General features: G+C 63.8%; 18 protein-coding genes. All 18 read left to right on the top strand.

Annotated elements, in window-relative coordinates; translation table 11 throughout:
* The first annotated feature begins 2 nt into the window (after positions 1–2).
* A complete protein-coding gene (locus B4400_RS00150) occupies positions 3–776 on the top strand; it encodes a DsbA family protein (protein WP_078308950.1) in 774 nt (257 codons plus the stop codon).
* Positions 773–1,342: a vitamin K epoxide reductase family protein gene (locus B4400_RS00145; RefSeq protein WP_078308951.1), complete on the top strand. Its 570-nt coding sequence runs from the start codon at positions 773–775 to the stop codon at positions 1,340–1,342. Before B4400_RS00150 ends, B4400_RS00145 begins: the two co-directional genes overlap by 4 nt.
* A gap of 61 nt (positions 1,343–1,403) precedes the next feature.
* Positions 1,404–4,790: a pyruvate carboxylase gene (locus B4400_RS00140; protein WP_078308952.1), complete on the top strand. Its 3,387-nt coding sequence runs from the start codon at positions 1,404–1,406 to the stop codon at positions 4,788–4,790.
* Positions 4,787–5,332: a 16S rRNA (guanine(966)-N(2))-methyltransferase RsmD gene (gene rsmD, locus B4400_RS00135; RefSeq protein WP_078308953.1), complete on the top strand. Its 546-nt coding sequence runs from the start codon at positions 4,787–4,789 to the stop codon at positions 5,330–5,332. The genes B4400_RS00140 and rsmD overlap by 4 nt, the downstream gene beginning before the upstream one ends.
* A gap of 53 nt (positions 5,333–5,385) precedes the next feature.
* Complete coding sequence (locus tag B4400_RS00130; RefSeq protein ID WP_078308954.1) at positions 5,386–6,288, top strand: dienelactone hydrolase family protein; 903 nt, start codon at positions 5,386–5,388, stop codon at positions 6,286–6,288.
* A gap of 39 nt (positions 6,289–6,327) precedes the next feature.
* Positions 6,328–6,849: a hypothetical protein gene (locus B4400_RS00125; RefSeq protein WP_078308955.1), complete on the top strand. Its 522-nt coding sequence runs from the start codon at positions 6,328–6,330 to the stop codon at positions 6,847–6,849.
* A 285-nt stretch (positions 6,850–7,134) separates the two neighbouring features.
* A complete protein-coding gene (locus B4400_RS00120) occupies positions 7,135–8,208 on the top strand; it encodes an oxygenase MpaB family protein (protein ID WP_078309028.1) in 1,074 nt (357 codons plus the stop codon).
* Between the two features lie 108 nt (positions 8,209–8,316).
* Complete coding sequence (locus B4400_RS00115; protein WP_078309029.1) at positions 8,317–9,228, top strand: DUF4253 domain-containing protein; 912 nt, start codon at positions 8,317–8,319, stop codon at positions 9,226–9,228.
* A 57-nt stretch (positions 9,229–9,285) separates the two neighbouring features.
* Positions 9,286–9,744: a lipoprotein LpqH gene (locus B4400_RS00110; RefSeq protein WP_078309030.1), complete on the top strand. Its 459-nt coding sequence runs from the start codon at positions 9,286–9,288 to the stop codon at positions 9,742–9,744.
* Between the two features lie 85 nt (positions 9,745–9,829).
* Positions 9,830–10,390 carry an HdeD family acid-resistance protein gene (locus tag B4400_RS00105; RefSeq protein ID WP_078308956.1) on the top strand — a complete coding sequence of 187 codons (561 nt, stop codon included), beginning with the start codon at positions 9,830–9,832 and terminating at the stop codon, positions 10,388–10,390.
* Positions 10,387–10,872: a pantetheine-phosphate adenylyltransferase gene (gene coaD / locus B4400_RS00100; RefSeq protein WP_078287506.1), complete on the top strand. Its 486-nt coding sequence runs from the start codon at positions 10,387–10,389 to the stop codon at positions 10,870–10,872. The genes B4400_RS00105 and coaD overlap by 4 nt, the downstream gene beginning before the upstream one ends.
* A gap of 106 nt (positions 10,873–10,978) precedes the next feature.
* Entirely contained in the window at positions 10,979–11,716 is a 738-nt protein-coding gene (gene sepIVA, locus B4400_RS00095) for a cell division protein SepIVA (protein ID WP_078309031.1), read from the top strand.
* Positions 11,717–11,726: 10 nt separating this feature from the next.
* Positions 11,727–12,263 carry a YceD family protein gene (locus B4400_RS00090; RefSeq protein ID WP_139361203.1) on the top strand — a complete coding sequence of 179 codons (537 nt, stop codon included), beginning with the start codon at positions 11,727–11,729 and terminating at the stop codon, positions 12,261–12,263.
* A complete protein-coding gene (rnc, locus tag B4400_RS00085) occupies positions 12,260–13,003 on the top strand; it encodes a ribonuclease III (RefSeq protein WP_078308958.1) in 744 nt (247 codons plus the stop codon). Before B4400_RS00090 ends, rnc begins: the two co-directional genes overlap by 4 nt.
* Positions 12,996–13,850: a bifunctional DNA-formamidopyrimidine glycosylase/DNA-(apurinic or apyrimidinic site) lyase gene (gene mutM / locus B4400_RS00080; protein ID WP_078308959.1), complete on the top strand. Its 855-nt coding sequence runs from the start codon at positions 12,996–12,998 to the stop codon at positions 13,848–13,850. Before rnc ends, mutM begins: the two co-directional genes overlap by 8 nt.
* A 160-nt stretch (positions 13,851–14,010) precedes the next feature.
* Positions 14,011–14,109, top strand: coding sequence for a K(+)-transporting ATPase subunit F (gene kdpF, locus B4400_RS00075; protein WP_078308960.1), 99 nt, complete (start codon positions 14,011–14,013; stop codon positions 14,107–14,109).
* 2 nt (positions 14,110–14,111) lie between these two features.
* Entirely contained in the window at positions 14,112–15,830 is a 1,719-nt protein-coding gene (gene kdpA / locus B4400_RS00070) for a potassium-transporting ATPase subunit KdpA (RefSeq protein WP_078308961.1), read from the top strand.
* Positions 15,827–17,902 (top strand): potassium-transporting ATPase subunit KdpB, encoded by a 2,076-nt coding sequence (gene kdpB / locus B4400_RS00065; RefSeq protein ID WP_078308962.1) that lies wholly within the window; start codon positions 15,827–15,829, stop codon positions 17,900–17,902. The genes kdpA and kdpB overlap by 4 nt, the downstream gene beginning before the upstream one ends.

Here is a 17,902-nt window from a genome sequence, read left to right as displayed (position 1 = left end):
GCGTGGCCAAACCGAAGCAACCCCCTAGCTACGACCTCAAGAAGTCGGAGCAGCGCCGAAGCCAGCTGATCCAAATCGCGCTCACGGCGATCGTCGTGTTGTTCGCCGCCGGGCTGGTGGGTTTCATCGTCGTCAAGAACAAGAAAGACCCGGGGCCCCCCGCACCGCCCGCGGGCGAGGTCAAGGCGATTGAGGTGGTCACGCCGGGGCCGGCCAAGCTCATCACGAAAGAGGGAACCACCGACCCCAAGGTCGTGCTGACTCTGATCGAGGATCCGATCTGCCCGGCGTGCGCCATGTTCGAGCAGGAATTCGGGCCCACCGTCAAGAAGCTCATTGATACCGGCGCGGTACGTGCCGACTACAACATGGTCGGGATCCTGGATGTGCCCCGGCTCAAACGCGACTATTCGTCGCGGGCTTCGGCGGCGGCCTACTGCGTGGCCGACCAGTCCGACGAGTTGTTCCTCAAGTTCCACTCCGTGCTCTATGACCCGAACAAGCAGCCCGATGAGGTCAACGCCAAGACCTGGCACGACGACAAGTGGTTGATCGATCAGGCCAAGGCAGTGGGCGCGTCTGACGCGGTGTCCAAGTGCATTAAGGACAAGAAGTACATCAACATGGTCAAGGAGCTCGGTCCGAAGCTCAATATCCAGGCCACACCGACCATCCGGATCAACGGCAAGGACTGGGAACTCGGGCGGGACACCATCCCGGCCGATCTGGTCAAGGCCGTCACGGACATCACCGGGCCTGTTCCGGGCCTGCAGTGACGATCCGCCCCGCGACCGCCTGGTACGTCCTCGTCGCCGGGGTGGCGGGGCTGGCCGCGGCGCTGGCCCTGACCATCGAGAAGATCGAGATCCTGCTCGACCCGACATACGTTCCGTCCTGCAGCCTGAACCCGATCATTTCCTGCGGTTCGGTGATGACGACCGAGCAGGCCTCGGCCTTCGGGTTCCCCAACTCGCTCATCGGCATCGTGGCGTTCACGGTGGTGCTGGTGACGGGGGTGCTAGCGGTCGCCAAAGTGGAGCTGCCGCGCTGGTACTGGGGCGGTCTGGCCATCGGGAGCCTGCTGGGGGCGGTCTTCGTCCACTGGTTGATGTTCCAGAGTCTGTACCGGATCGGTGCACTGTGCCCGTACTGCATGGTGGTGTGGACGGTCACGATTCCGCTGCTGGTAGTCAGTGCGTCGATTGCCTTGCGGCCATTGGGATCTCATCGCTGGGCGAGGGTTCTCTACCAATGGCGATGGTCGCTGGTGGCTTTCTGGTACGCCGCGGTGATTCTGGCGATTGTCGAGCGATTCTGGGATTACTGGATCACACTGGTCTGAGCCGAATTGTGAAGTTCAGCGGACGCGCGTTCGCTGAATCCTCACGGTACGGTCTGTGACTATGTTCTCGAAGGTTCTTGTCGCCAATCGCGGTGAAATCGCGATCCGGGCATTTCGCGCCGCCTACGAACTAGGTGCCGCGACCGTCGCTGTCTACCCGTATGAAGATCGCAACTCGGGTCATCGGCTGAAGGCCGATGAGGCGTACCAGATTGGCGAGAAGGGGCATCCGGTCCGCGCTTACCTGTCGGTCTCCGAGGTGGTCAATGCGGCCAAGAACGCCGGCGCCGATGCGATCTATCCCGGTTACGGATTCCTGTCGGAGAATCCCGACCTGGCCGCGGCATGCGCGAGGGCGGGCATCACCTTTGTGGGACCGCCCGCTGACGTCCTGGAGCTGACGGGTAACAAGGCCCGCGCGATCGCGGCTGCGCGTGAGGCGGGGCTGCCGGTGCTGGCGTCTTCGCAGCCGTCGGCCTCGGTCGAGGAGCTGCTGGCAGCGTCCGAGTCGATGGAGTTTCCGGTGTTCGTCAAGGCGGTCGCCGGTGGCGGTGGCCGCGGCATGCGCCGGGTCGCCGAGCGCGAGCAGCTGCGTGAGGCGATCGAGGCGGCCAGTCGGGAGGCGGAGTCGGCATTCGGAGACCCAACGGTCTTTTTGGAGCAGGCCGTCATCAACCCACGGCATATCGAGGTGCAGATCCTCGCGGACACCGCAGGCAACGTCATCCACCTCTACGAGCGCGACTGTAGTGTGCAGCGGCGCCACCAGAAGGTTATCGAGCTAGCTCCCGCGCCCAATCTTCCGGCCGAGCTGCGTGAGCAGATCTGTTCGGACGCTGTCGCTTTCGCGCGTCACATCGGGTACAGCTGCGCAGGCACCGTCGAGTTCCTACTCGATGAGCGCGGTAATCACGTCTTCATCGAGATGAATCCCCGGATCCAGGTGGAGCACACGGTGACCGAGGAGATCACCGATGTGGACCTGGTGGCGAGCCAACTGCGCATCGCCTCCGGCGAGACACTGGACGATCTTGGCCTGCGCCAGGACACGTTGGCGCCGCCGCGGGGGTTCGCCCTGCAATGCCGGATCACCACTGAGGACCCGGCCAACGGTTTCCGCCCCGATACCGGCCGCATCACCGCCTACCGCAGCCCGGGGGGCGCGGGTATTCGCCTGGACGGCGGGACGACGCTGGGTGCCGAGGTGGGCGCCCACTTCGATTCGATGCTGGTGAAGCTCACCTGCCGCGGGCGGGATTTCCAGACCGCGGTGGCGCGAGCCCGCCGCGCCGTCGCGGAGTTCCGCATTCGTGGTGTCGCCACGAATATCCCATTCCTCCAGGCGGTTCTGGATGACCCGGACTTTCGGTCGGGACATGTCACGACCTCATTCATCGAGGAACGCCCGCAGCTGCTGACGGCGCGATCCTCGGCCGATCGCGGCACGAAGATCCTGAACTACCTGGCCGATGTCACGGTCAACAAGCCGCACGGGGCCAAGCCCTCGAAGGTGTATCCGCATGACAAATTGCCGTCGGTCGATCTGTCGGCACCACCGCCGGACGGGTCACGCCAGCGGCTGTTGGCCCTGGGGCCCGAGGGATTCGCGAAGGCGCTGCGGGAGCAGAAGGCAGTCGGGCTGACCGACACAACCTTCCGCGATGCGCACCAGTCGCTGTTGGCCACCCGAGTGCGTACCACCGGCCTGCTCGCGGTCGCGCCATACGTGGCGCGGCTTACTCCCGAGCTGCTCTCGATCGAGGCGTGGGGCGGCGCGACTTACGATGTGGCGCTTCGTTTCCTGAAGGAAGACCCGTGGGAGCGGCTTGCCGAACTGCGTGAGGCCGTCCCGAACATCTGTCTGCAGATGTTGCTGCGCGGCCGAAACACGGTGGGCTACACGCCGTATCCGGAGACGGTGACCAAGGCATTTATTCGCGAGGCGACCGCCACCGGGGTGGACATCTACCGAATCTTCGATGCGCTCAACAACATAGAGGCGATGCGCCCGGCCATCGACGCCGTGCGTGAGGTCGGCGGTTCGATCGCCGAGGTCGCCATGTGCTACACCGGCGACCTGTCCAACCCCGGCGAGAACCTGTACACCCTGGACTACTACCTCAAGCTTGCCGAGCAGATCGTCGATGCGGGTGCACATGTGCTGGCGATCAAGGACATGGCGGGTCTGTTGCGTCCGCCCGCGGCGGCGACACTGGTGACGGCGCTGCGGTCTCGATTCGACTTGCCGGTGCACGTGCACACCCATGACACCGCGGGTGGTCAGCTGGCGACCTACCTGGCGGCCTGGCAGGCCGGGGCCGATGCGGTGGACGGCGCTGCGGCACCCATGGCGGGAACGACTAGCCAGCCGTCGTTGTCGGCGATCGTGGCGGCGGCCGCGCATAGCGAATACGACACCGGAGTGTCCCTGACCGCGGTGTGCGATTTGGAGCCGTACTGGGAGGCGCTGCGAAAGGTATACGCCCCCTTCGAATCAGGGCTGCCGTCACCGACGGGTCGGGTGTACACGCACGAGATTCCCGGTGGGCAGCTGTCGAACCTGCGCCAGCAGGCCATCGCATTAGGCCTGGGGGACCAGTTCGAGGAGATCGAGGCACGATACGCCGCCGCGGACCGGATGCTCGGACGTCTGGTGAAGGTGACCCCGTCCTCGAAGGTGGTCGGCGACCTGGCCCTGGCACTGGTGGGTACCGGTGTGAGTGCCGACGAATTTGCCTCGGATCCTGGACGTTTCGATATTCCGGAGTCGGTGATTGGATTCCTGCGTGGGGAGCTGGGCGATCCGCCCGGCGGCTGGCCCGAGCCGTTCCGAACACGCGCACTCGAAGGTCGCGGCCCCGCCCGTGCGGAGGTTGAACTCACGGCCGCTGACGACGCTCAACTTGATGGCGACAGCGCGACCCGGCGGGCAGCGTTGAACCGGCTGTTGTTCCCCGGACCGACCAAGGAGTTCCTGGCCCACCGCGAGCAGTACGGTGACACGTCACGGCTTTCGGCCAACCAGTTCTTCTATGGTCTGCGGTACGGGGAGGAACACCGCGTCAAGCTGGAGAAGGGCGTCGAGCTGCTTATCGGGATCGAGGCGATCTCCGATGCCGACGAGCGCGGTATGCGGACCGTCATGTGCATCCTCAACGGTCAGCTGCGCCCCGTGCAGGTGCGTGACCGCAGCATCGACAGCGCGGTGGCCAGTGCTGAGAAGGCCGATCGGGGCAACGCCGATCATGTGCCCGCGCCCTTCGCGGGTGTGGTGACGCTCAATGTGGTGTCGGGCCAGGAGGTTACGGCGGGGGAGACCATTGGCACCATCGAGGCCATGAAGATGGAGGCCTCCATCACCGCGCCCAAGGCGGGAACCGTCGCACGGGTGGCGTTGGCCGAGACCTCTCAGGTCGAGGGTGGGGATCTGCTGGTGGTGATCAGCTGACCCGGATCATCGCCGGCTCCGCGGGCGGACGCCGGATCGCGGTGCCGCCGAAGGGAACCCGGCCCACCACGGATCGGGTGCGGGAAGCGCTGTTCAGCATGCTGGAGGCGCGCCTGGACTTCGACGGGATCGTGGTCCTCGATCTGTTCGCAGGTTCCGGCGCGCTGGGCCTGGAGGCGTTGTCACGCGGTGCGGAACACGTGACGTTCGTGGAGTCGAACGCCGCCGCGTCAAAGGTGATCTCGGCCAATATCGCGACGGTGGGGCTGCCCGGTACCGAGCTGCGGCTGTCCCCGGTATCGAACTTCCTGTGGACATCGCCCAACCGTGCTTACGACCTGGTCCTTGCTGATCCGCCGTATTCGGTTTCTGCCGAGGAGGTTTCGGCGCTGTTGTCCCGCCTGACCGATCATTGGGTCAACGACGATGCTCTTGTGGTGCTGGAGCGTGACGCATCGGGGCCCGAGGCGGTGTGGCCGGATGGCTGGGAGGTGACCTCCCGCAAGTACGGGGGAACACGGTTAGAACTGGGATCTCTGTAACCGTCCAGGTAATCCACAGCGCGCGTTCACCTATCGGGCGCACACTTCTGCCCATGACCCCGCTGCAGCGGTATATCGCCGAAGAGATCGCTACTGACCATGTCGAGGGACTGCTGACGCGCCGCGAGGCCATGCGTCGGCTGGCGCTCCTGGGCGTCGGCACCGCCGCCGCCGGCGCGCTCATCGCGGCTTGTGGCAGCGACAACAAACCTGACAACAAGCCCGTCACCGCTCCGACATCGGCGTCCACTCCGCCGCCCCCGGGTAAGGACAAGACGGTCGTGACGGAGCCGATTACCTGGAGTGGGCCCCACGGCACGCTCCAGGGGGCATGGGCGTCGGCAGCCCAGCCGCGCGGCTCGGTGCTGGTTATCCATGAGAACAAGGGCCTCAATGATTGGGTTGGTTCCGTCGCGGGACGGCTTGCGGGCGTCGGATATTCGTCGCTTGCCATTGACCTGCTGTCGGAGGAGGGCGGCACGTCGACGTTCAAGGACCCGGCCGAGGCGACAGGGGCGCTGGGCAAGGTCTCGCCGGAACGCTTCGTCGCAGATCTGAAGTCCGGTGTGGACGAAATGCTGCGGCGCGTCCCCGACAAGCCCGCCGGCGCGGTGGGATTCTGCTTCGGGGGCGGCCTGATTTGGCAGCTCTTGGCGTCGGGGGAGCCCAGGCTTACAGCAGCTGCCCCCTTCTACGGTCCGCTTCCTGACGATCCGGACTTCTCGCGGTCGAAGGCGGCGGTCCTCGCTTTCTACGGTGAGCTCGACAAGCGGGTCACCTCATCGAAGGACCAGGCCGCGGCGGCATTGCAGCGGGCCGGGCTGGTTCACGAAATCGTCGTCGAACCGGGTGCCGACCATGCTTTCTTCAACGACAGCGGCCCGCGCTACAACCCCGGTGCGGCGGCAGATGCCTGGCAGCGCCTCACCGCGTGGTTCAGTCAGCACCTCGGCTAAATGGGGCTTAGGCTGCTGGTCATGTGGTGTAAAGCGGTAGTGCTGGCCGTGGCCTCTGGCGCGATGTCGGTCGCTGCTGCCGGTCTCGCGCTGGCCGATGATGGGGATGCCCCGGCGCCTCCCGCGCCGTCGTCACCCGTGGCGAATCTCTTGCCGGGAGGTGCGAAGACGGCGGTGGGTCCTTCGGTGGCCAGCGATGCGCTCTCGGCAGGGCTGCCGGCACCGGTCGCCGGCCTGGGGGCGCCGGGTGGTCCGCTCTCAGCGGAAGGGCCGTTGCTATCTCCCAGTGGCCCGCTATCGGCCAACGGACCCTTGACCGCGGCGGGTGGTCCGCTGGCGGCTGACGGTCCCGTGCTCTCACCGACCAGCCCGGTATCGCCGGTCAACGAGATATGCGGATCCGGTTCGCTGCTGAAGTCCGTCACCGATAGGTTCTCGGGCGTCATCCCCGAGAGCACGCTCGCATCGATGCAAAACCAGCACCCCGTCGGCACCGACAAGTGCCCCGCGACTGTTCCGCCGGACGATCAGGCCCAGGCCGCCGATCAACCGGGAAGTTAGTCGCTCAGCTAATCTGCACCCCCAATCCCAACAGGGGCGCGATCCGCGCCATTGCCGACCATTCTGATTCCTCATCGAGGCGCTTGATTCGGTCTGCGCCGAAACCATCCGTACTTCCCTTGATTTTGGGTGGCGCCGGGAGCATCATCAGCTTTCTGATGTGAGATGAGTCACAGTAAAAATGGCGGTGGCCGTGTGATGGGGCTGAGGTTAACCAGGTAGCGGGTATCGGCAACGCAAGGAGTTGACGTGGTAGTCCGGGGCATCAAGGCATTTAAGAAAATCATGCAGACTACGTTTGATCCAGAGCTGGTGATCCCGGAAGACGTTAGGGTGACAGAATTTACCGGCGATAACAGTTTGTCGCGGAAAGATCTTCTTCAGCATCCGATTCCTGCTGGTTCCCTGATATGGAAATACTGGGGAGCCCTTGACGTGATGTATTTCGGCAGCGGGGTGTTGGGTCCCATTGCGGGGGCCTGGCCGCAGATGGGGAGAGCGACGGCGGGTTCTGTTCTTTTCAACGGTGACAGTTCTTTTGGCGCACGCGCCGAGATATATAAGAAACGGCGCCAGAGATCCCGCGAGTACATTTATGGCTCGGTATACGACGCACCGGAAGAGGCCAAGAAATACGGACTGAAGACTCGGAATATGCACAAGTCCGTCAAAGGCACACTGCAGAACGGTACGTTCCATGCTTTGAATGCGGAAACCTTCTATTTCGCGCATGTGACCTTCTTTTATTACCATTTGATAGTCGTTACCGAGCGGCTGCATTTCGATGGGGCGATGCCACGGGCGGTGAAGGAGCAGATATTTGAGGAATCCAAGGAGTGGTACAGCATCTGGGGGGTGGACGATAGCCCTCAGCCCACTACGTATGACGATTTCGAGCGGTATCTAGAAAACATCGAGCGTAACCACTTGGTGAGCTCACAGGTGACTCAGCTCATGCTCGAGCAATTCATGGAGCGCCGTCCGGCGCCGCGGTGGTGGCCTTCGGTCATGAAGAATTTTGTGTGGCCCTGGCTGGTGGGGCGGCGGCAAGTTGTTATCAGTAGTTATCCGCCTCATGTGCGGGAGCTGTTCCATTTAGAGTGGACTTCCGAGGACGAGGAGATGCTGCGCCGCTTTATGGGCATGTATCGGCGGTTCTACGCGGTTCTTGAGCGTCTGCTCCCGCTGAAGTTTTTCTACTTGCCAATCGCGGTGAGAGGTTTTGAGCGGGAAGGGATCGATCCACGCAACATCACTCTGGAGTCCGCACAGCAAGCACTCCGGGAGAGCCGAACCCGCCGTGCCGCGCGAGAAAACGCATCAATAGATGAGGCCAGCGGGGTGGTGGCTTCCGGCTAGCAAGGTTGCTGGGCCGACGGTTTGGCCCTGGCCGTAGATCGACCGGCCGGTTTATCGCTCAGCTAATCTGGGTGCGTGGGGTCAAAAGGGTGGATATCACTGAGCGCAATCGTTGCCGTCCTCGTGCTCGGGCTGTCGTACCTGTTCGGTCAGGCGTACTGGAGTACGCGTGCGATTGAGGGAAATCCCGAACCCGCACATGATCTGCCCGCCTACGCCGAATTTCTGGTGCCGGTGCATGCCGAGCGTGCGGGTCAGCTGCCTCGTCCCGAGAACGCCGCTAAGTGGAGCGTGGACGGTATCAAGCTGCCCGAAGGACATCTGATCGTCAGCCCGACAGGCCGTTCGCTCGCCTGGGTGAGCAATGTCGCGGTGGTCGACATCCAGTCGCTCTGGTTGCGGTTGGCGGGCCGCTTCGATCGTACGGGGCTGTGGCCCTTGGCATCTCGTGGTTTGAGTGGAAACCTGCGTCGACCATGGTCGGATCCCGATGACCTCCGGTACCTCACCGACCCCGTCGATGTCGGTGCCGTCGACGCGAAATCCTTTCTTGCCAAAGAGGTCTCATCGGCCAACTCCGCCCCTGAGGCTGCGGCCGTCGATGTGCCGGTGGCGCCTATCACGCTGGAGCAGCGCACTCAGCCGCCCCAGCGTGCGCTCCCGGTAACCGCCGATCACCTGGAGCGGGGCTCGCTGCTGATGTTGGTGCCTACGACACGTCCGGCCGACGCGCTCAATGCCCTGGGCTGGACTCACGGTGTGAATTACGACATTTCCGAGGCGGAGCTGTCCGCCGTTCTTCGGTCGTGGGAAGACCGGTTTGGGGCGGTGCTGACGACGGTGGACTTCGACGCCATCGACGTGGAGGTGACGCGTCCGCCGGGCGCCGATCTTTCGGTGCCGGTTGGCTATGAGCACTACGGGTTTTGCGCCGACAACATCGATCAGGGCGCGGGCACCTTGAGCACCTATGCCCGGCAGATCAGTGGTGCGCGAACCTGGAAGTTTTGGTGGGATTAGTGCAGTGGCCGAATTAGTCTGGATCGGATTATCGGCCGGGGTGGACGGGAGATGCGCATGCGTTACGGCAGCATAGTGATGGTGAGTGGCGCCTTGTCGGCCGTCGTAGGTCTTGTCGGCTGCTCGTCGGGCGGAGGCTTGCGGCACGACTCGCCGGTGTCGACCACAGCAAGAAGCGTCCAAGCGGCCGGACCACGTGTTGTCGTCGACGGTGTCCTGAGATCGGTTGAAAATCGGGTCGAGTGTGTTACCGCGGCCGATATGACCTTCGTGAATATCGGTAGCGATAGTGAGGCGATTGCCGCGACGCTGGCAGCGGGCGATAGTCCAACGCTGAAGAGTCTGACCCTGGGCGTCATCGATGGCCACCCGGTGATGTACAACTCAGGGCATGGTGCGACCGAGCCGACGGTGACCAAGTCCGGGCAGTCCTACAAGATTGTCGGCACCGCAACGGCCGGCCTGAGCACGCCCGCGACCTTCGAGCTTGAGTTCACCTGCCCGGTCAGGAGATAACAGAATCATGGTGAGTCTGTAACGCACTGCACGAATCGCCGCCGATAAGTACCCGCGGCCGTTCCCGAGGAAATACCCTTGGGACATGACTACAAGTGTCGGGCAAGACCTCGTCAAGCACCTCTGGAAAACAGCGGTGGTATCAGGAGTTTTGGCGGTAATCGTTGGGGCCGTGGTGTTGATATGGCCCCAAGTCACTGTGCTCGTCGCCGCATACGCCTTCGGCGCCTATCTATTGATATCCGGTATCGCTCAGGTCGTCTTCGCCTTCACGCTGCCGGTGTCATCCGCCGGCATGCGGGTGCTGTTGTTCCTCACCGGTGCGATTTCGTTCGTCCTCGGCGTGCTCTGCTTCAAAGATGAGCTGAATTCGATTCTGTTGCTGGCCATCTGGATCGGCGTCGGCTGGATCGCCCAGGGCATCGCGGGCACCATCACGGCCATCGGCGACAAGGACCTCCCCGGGCGTGGCTGGCAGATCTTCAGCGGGATCATCTCGACGATCGCGGGCATCGTGCTCATCGTCTATCCGATCAGCTCGATCGTCACCCTTACCCTCGTCGTCGGTATCTGGCTCATCGTGATCGGTGTGCTGCAAATCGGAAGCGGCATCGGCATTCGCTCGGCCACTAAATCGTCCGCATGACGGGAGCTGTCTGCCCCGGCTCGTTCGATCCGGTAACCCTCGGGCATCTGGATGTCTTCGAACGAGCGGCGGCGCAGTTCGATGAGGTCATCGTCGCGGTATTGGTCAACCCCAACAAAGCGGGCATGTTCACCATCGACGAGCGCATCGAGATGATCCGCGAGGCCGCTGCCGACCTGCCCAATCTGCGCGTCGAGTCGGGGCAGGGTCTGCTGGTGGACTTCGTCAGGGAGCGCGGTTTCAATGCGATCGTCAAGGGGCTGCGCACCGGCACCGACTTCGAGTACGAGCTCCAGATGGCCCAGATGAACAAGCACATCGCGGGGGTCGACACCTTCTTTGTCGCTACCGCCCCCGCATATTCGTTCGTCTCGTCCTCGCTTGCCAAGGAGGTGGCGACGTACGGGGGAGATGTCTCGGCGTTGCTACCCCCTGCTGTTCATCAACGACTTCTCGGGAAACTGCATGGCCAGGCACAATAGAAAAGAGGCCGCGCAGAAATAGCCGACACACCGGTCAGCTAGCACGGTCACAGCAGTCACACCAGGCACACTGGTAACAGTGGAAACTCGCGTGAAGGGTGTAGCCGTGTACCGAGTATTTGAAGCGCTCGACGAACTGGGCGCCATTGTGGAAGAAGCGCGCGGCGTTCCGATGACCGCCGGATGCGTCGTGCCCCGCGGCGACGTCCTGGAACTCATTGACGACATCAAGGACGCCATTCCCGGCGAGCTCGATGACGCGCAGGACGTCCTCGACGCGCGCGATTCGTTGCTGCGCGAGGCCAAGGAGCATCACGAGACGGTGATCGGCAAGTCGAACGCCGATGCCGAGCAGACGCTCAGCCACGCCCGCAACGAGGCCGACCGGCTGCTGGCCGACGCCAAGGCACAGGCTGATCGCATGGTTGCCGAGGCGCGCAATCACGCCGAGCAGACCGTCGGCGAGGCGCGCGAAGAGGCAGCCCGCACGATGGCCAACGCCAAGCGCGAACAGGAGAGCACTGTCGCCCGCGCCAAGGCGGAGGCGGATCGCCTGGTCGATTCCGGTAATGCGTCGTACGACAAGGCCGTGCAGGAGGGCATCAAGGAGCAGCAGCGCCTGGTGGCTCAGACCGAGGTCGTGCAGGCGGCCAACGCCGAGTCCACTCGCCTGATCGACGCGGCCCATGCCGAAGCCGACCGGTTGCGTGGTGAATGCGATATCTACGTCGACAACAAACTGGCGGAGTTCGAGGACTACCTCAACGGCACGCTGCGCTCGGTGGGCCGTGGGCGTCACCAGCTGCGTACCGGCGCTGGCACGCACGACTACGTGCAGCGTTAATATTAGGTTTATGCCGGGACCTTTTGTTCTTGACGTCCTGGCCCTCGGGCTGGGGCGGCGCCCTGGGTCGATGCAGGAGATCGAGCGCACCGTTGCGAGCCCGGTGCGCATCGGCAACGACCTGATCGCGATTCCCGAGGGCGCGGACGTGGATATGGATCTGCGGGTGGAGTCGGTTTCGGAGGGCGTTCTCGTCACCGGAACGATCGCCGGCGATCTCGCTGGAGAATGTGCACGCTGCCTGGGGCCGGTGACCGGCCATGCAGACGCGTACCTCACTGAACTGTTCGCGTACCCGGACAGCAAGACCGAGGCGACCACCGACGAAGAAGACATACACCGGGTCGTCGACGGACTCGTCGACCTCGAACAGACCATCGTCGATGCCATCGTGCCCGACCTGGAGCTGACGCCGGTGTGTCGGCCCGATTGTCCCGGGCTGTGCCCGGATTGCGGAATCGCTTTGGCCACAGCCGAACCCGACCATCATCACGACAAGATTGACCCGCGGTGGGCGAAGCTCGCCAACTTCGGTGACGACCAGTGAGTGCTGCCCCAGCAGATCGATACGACGATCTGCGTGCCGCGATTGGTGTGCAGGTCGGTGACGATCTACTCACTCTGGCGCTCACGCACCGAAGCTATGCCTACGAGAACGGTGGCCTGCCCACCAACGAAAGGCTGGAGTTCCTCGGGGATGCCGTTCTTGGACTGACGATTACCGAGACGCTCTACCACAGCCACCCGGACCGCCCGGAGGGCGATTTGGCGAAGCTGCGTGCCAGCATCGTCAACACCCAGGCGCTCGCCGGAGTGGCGCGTGGCCTGACCGACGACGGCCTGGGCGCGCATTTGTTTCTCGGTAAGGGCGAGGAGAACACCGGCGGTCGCGACAAGTCCAGCATTCTTGCCGACGGCATGGAGTCGATTCTCGGTGCGGTCTACGTGGAGTACGGGTTGGAGATCGCCCGCAAGGTCGTACTGCAGTTATTCGGCCAGCTCCTGGAGGCCGCGCCCAAGCTTGGCGCCGGCCTGGACTGGAAGACCAGCCTGCAGGAACTAACCGCGGAAAAGGGTTGGGGCGCACCGTCGTATGTGGTCACCTCGACCGGACCCGACCATGACAAGGAATTCACCGCGACCGTGATGGTCAACGAGACTGCGCACGGTGTGGGTGTCGGCCGGTCTAAGAAGGAGGCCGAACAACGGGCCGCCTCGGAGGCGTGGAACGGCATCAATAGCGATGAGCCTCTCGAGGGAAGCGCCGAGGGCGCGGAGAGTGCCTGAGCTTCCCGAGGTGGAGGTGGTCCGCCGGGGGCTGCACCATCACCTTGTCGGCAAGACCATCGCTTCGGCGTCTGTGCACCACGATCGGGCCGTGCGCCGACAGCCTGGAGGTGCCGTCGAATTGACCGGACTGCTTGCCGGACAGCAGATCAGCGGTACCGGTCGCCGGGGCAAGTATCTGTGGCTCACGCTGGGCGAGGGACAGGCACTGGTGGTCCATCTGGGGATGAGCGGCCAAATGCTCATCGGACCCATCTCCAGGCCACAGCATTTGCGCATCGCCGCGACGCTCGACGACGGATCGGTGCTGAGCTTCGTCGATCAGCGCACCTTCGGCGGCTGGATGGTGACCGATGTCGTCACCGTCGACGGGAACGAACTCCCTGAGCCGGTCGCGCATATCGCGCGCGACCCACTCGATGAACGGTTCGACGTATCTGCTGTGGTTACCCGGCTACGCGGTAAGCACACCGAGATCAAGCGTGCGCTGCTGGACCAGACCGTGGTGTCCGGTGTCGGGAACATCTACGCCGACGAGGCACTCTGGCAGGCGCGCGTACATGGCCGCCGCCTCACCGACGGCATGACCCGCGCCAAGCTCACTGAGGTGCTCGACAGCGCGGCGGGCGTCATGCGTTTGGCGCTCGCGCAGGGAGGCACGTCGTTCGACGATCTATACGTGAATGTGAACGGTGAATCCGGTTACTTCGAACGCTCTTTGGAGGCATACGGACGCGAAGGTGAGCCGTGCCGCCGCTGCGGTCGAGCCATGCGCCGGGAGGCTTTCATGAACCGGTCGTCGTTCTTCTGCCCGAGTTGTCAACGGCTGGTTGAAGCCCGTAAATAGCGCGTCAAGAGCCCCGACGGGCCCGTCAGGGACGCGTAAAGAACGCAGGTAGTGCCCTTATCGGGGACCATGATTCCTGCGTGGTTGATTTCTGGTACCTGGTCCTGACGGTCGTGGGCTTCGCGTTGTGTGTAGCCGTCGTACGTGGATTGCAGGCGCGATGACCGTTGATGTCATTACCAACATTGTGCTGATTGTCTTGTCGGCCGCACTCGTCGTGTATCTGGTGGTCGCACTGCTCGACCCGGAAAGGTTCTAACGGTGAATTCCGCTCTGGCGGCCGGTCTTCAGATCGGTTTCGTCATCTTGGTGCTCGCCATCGCTTATGTCCCGTTGGGGGACTACATGGCGCGCGTCTTCACAGGTCCTCATTCTCTTCGCGCAAGCGGATCATCGACCGTCAAGCACTCGCTCGTCGAGCGTCTCATCTACCGCACGGGACGGGTTGATCCGGACACCGAGCAGACCTGGGTGGGCTATACGCTGTCACTGCTGGGCTTTTCGTTCGCGAGCGTGATCTTCCTCTATCTGCTGCAACGCATCCAGGGGGTCTTGCCCCTCTCGGGTGACCTGGGCGCGGTGAGCCCAGCGGTGGCCTTCAATACCGCCGTCTCGTTCGTCACGAACACCAACTGGCAGTCGTACACACCCGAGAGCACCATGACCAACCTGACGCAGATGGTCGGGCTTGCCGTGCAGAACTTCGTCTCCGCCGCGGTGGGGCTCGCGGTCGCGGTCGCACTGATCCGTGGCATCGTGCGGACATCGGCCGGGGGAGAGCTCGGCAACTTCTGGGTCGATCTGGTGCGGGCAAGCCTGCGGATCCTGCTACCGATTTCATTCATTGTCGCACTGATCTTATTGTCGCAGGGCACCATTCAATCCCTGTACACACACTTCACCGCCACCGGGCTGGACGGTACCGCGCAGCACATCGCCCTGGCTCCGGTCGCCTCGCAGGAGGCCATCAAGGAGGTCGGCACCAATGGTGGCGGCATTCTGGCAGCCAACTCCGCGCACCCCTTCGAGAACCCGACACCGCTGAGCAATATCGTCGAGATCCTCGCCATCCTCCTTGTCCCGGTCTGCCTGACCCGCACCTACTCGACGATGGTGGGTGACAAGCGCCAGGGTCTGACCGTCCTGTCGGTGATGGCCACCCTCTTCGGCGGCATGCTGGCCTTCGTCACCTGGGCGGAGTCCAGCCCGCGTGGTATCGCGGCGCAGGCGGCCGGCGCCATGATGGAGGGCAAGGAAGTCAGATTCGGCATCCCCACCAGCAGTTTGTTCGCGGTGGCGACCACCGGAACCTCCACGGGTGCAGTCGATGCCGCACACGACAGTTTCACCGCCGCCGGCGGTGGCGCCCTCATCCTGAACATGCTGTTCGGCGAGATCGCGCCCGGCGGTGTCGGAACCGGCCTGTACGGCATCCTGGTGCTGGCCATCATCGCGGTGTTCGTCGGTGGCCTGTTGGTAGGCCGCACACCGGAATTCCTGGGCAAGAAGATCGGTCGACGCCAGATCACCATGGCCGCACTGTCCGTGCTCGTCATGCCGGCGCTCGTGCTCATCGGCACGGGTATCTCGGTGGCCCTGTCGACGACGCCCGGATATCAAGGCAACAGCGGTGATCCGGGCACCTCGCAGTCCATTCACGGCTTTTCCGAGGTGTTGTATGCCTATGCCTCGGCCGCCAATAACAACGGTAGCGCCTTCGGTGGCCTCACGGTGACCAGCCACTGGTTCCAGGCCTCGCTCGGTGTGGCGATGTTGTTGGGCCGATTCCTGCCCATCATCTTCACACTGGCGCTGGCCGGATCGCTTGCCACTCAGCAGAGGACCCCGGCATCGGCCGGAACCCTGCACACCCACGGCCCCATGTTCGCCGGATTGCACACCGGCACAGTTCTCTTGGTGGCCGCTCTCACCTTCTTCCCGGCGCTGGCGCTGGGACCGATCGCCGAGGCAGTCCTGTGAGTAAGACCGTAGTCAGCACCGGAGTCTTCGACCCCACCCAGTTGGTCAAGGCGCTACCGCTTGCCGTACGCAAGCTCGATCCCCGGCACATGGCCCGCAATCCGGTGATGTTCGTGGTGTCCGTCGGGTCGGTGGCCACCACCGTGCTCGCCGTTCTCCATCCGTCGATCTTCGCGTGGGCCATCACCGCCTGGCTGTGGTTCACGGTGGTGTTCGCGAACCTGGCCGAGGCCGTCGCCGAGGGGCGCGGGAAAGCGCAGGCGGCGAGCCTGCGAGAGGTCAAGCGCGACACCGTGGCCCGCAAGTTGGTGGGAGACGGCAACGGTAACGAGATCGAGGAAGAGGTGTCGGGCAGCTCGCTGCGACCGGGGGACCGGGTCGTGGTCGAGGCCGGGCAGGTCATCCCCGGCGACGGCGACGTGGTGGAAGGCATCGCCACCGTCGACGAGTCGGCCATCACCGGTGAGTCAGCGCCCGTGGTACGGGAATCCGGTGGCGACCGATGTGCCGTCACCGGCGGCACTACGGTGCTGTCGGACCGGGTCATCGTGCAGATCACCGCGGCGCCGGGTGAGTCCTTCGTCGACCGGATGATCGCACTGGTCGAAGGCGCCTCGCGCCAGAAGACTCCGAACGAGATCGCGCTCAACATCCTGCTGGCCTCGCTCACCATCATCTTCCTGCTGGCGGTCGTCGCATTGGGTCCGATGGGCAACTACGGTGGGGAACAACAAGATCCGATCAAGCTCATCGCATTGCTCGTCTGCCTGATTCCCACCACCATCGGCGCCCTGATGTCGGCGATCGGCATCGCCGGCATGGACCGGCTGGTGCAACACAACGTCCTGGCCAAGTCGGGCCGCGCGGTGGAAGCCGCCGGCGATATCGACGTCCTCCTGATGGACAAGACGGGCACCATCACCTTCGGTAATCGTCAGGCTACCGAATTCATTGTCGCACCAGGTATTTCGCATGAGACCCTGGCTCAGGCGGCGCGGGCGTCCAGTCTCGCCGACGAGACCCCCGAGGGCCGCAGCATTGTGGAACTGGCCGCCGGCGCGAGCGATGCGGCGGGGGAACGAAGTGGTGAGGGTTCGATTGAGGGCGATTTCGTGGCCTTCACCGCGGCCACCAGGATGAGTGGGTTAGATACCGTCGAGGGCAGGCAGATCCGCAAGGGTGCGTCCGATGCGGTGTTCACCTGGGTAGCCAGCCTTTCCGGCGTCCAGGAAGACGACCCAGTCGTGGTCGCGGTCCGAAAGTCCGCCGACCACGTGGCCGGTGAGGGCGGCACGCCGCTGGTGGTCGCCGACCATGACAGCACGGGCACCCGCCTGCTGGGAGTGATTCGGCTCTCCGATGTGGTGAAGCCCGGTATGGCCGAACGGTTCGCCCAGATGCGAGCCATGGGTATCCGCACCATCATGGTGACCGGTGATAACCCCTTGACCGCCAAGCAGATCGCCTCCGAGGCCGGTGTCGACGACTTCGTCGCCGAGGCCACCCCGGAAGACAAGCTGGAGCTGCTGCGTAAGGAACAGAAGGCCGGACGCCTCGTCGCGATGACCGGCGACGGTACCAACGACGCTCCAGCGCTGGCACAAGCGGACGTGGGCGTGGCCATGAACACCGGCACGTCGGCGGCCAAGGAAGCCGGGAACATGGTGGACCTCGATTCCGACCCCACCAAGCTCATCGACGTGGTGGCCATCGGCAAGCAGCTGCTGATCACCCGGGGCGCGTTGACCACCTTCTCGCTGGCCAACGACCTCGCGAAGTACTTCGCGATCCTGCCCGCGCTGTTCAGTGGCATCTACCCGCAACTGAATTCGCTCAACATCATGCGACTGGCGACTCCGCAATCGGCGATTCTCTCAGCGGTCATCTTCAACGCCCTGGTGATCATCGCGTTGGTTCCTTTGGCGCTCAAAGGTGTCCGCTATCGACCGGTGGGCGCCGGGGAGCTGCTGCGGCGAAACCTGTTGATTTACGGCCTCGGTGGCGTGATCGTTCCCTTTGTGGGGATCTGGCTGATCGATCTGGTCGTGCGTTTCCTACCGGGAATTGGGTGA

Origin of the sequence: Mycobacterium sp. D16Q13 (genome assembly GCF_002013375.1) — a bacterium.
Taxonomy (GTDB): domain Bacteria; phylum Actinomycetota; class Actinomycetes; order Mycobacteriales; family Mycobacteriaceae; genus Mycobacterium.
Note: the sequence above shows the minus strand (reverse complement) of the source record. Positions and strands in the feature narration are given on the sequence as shown.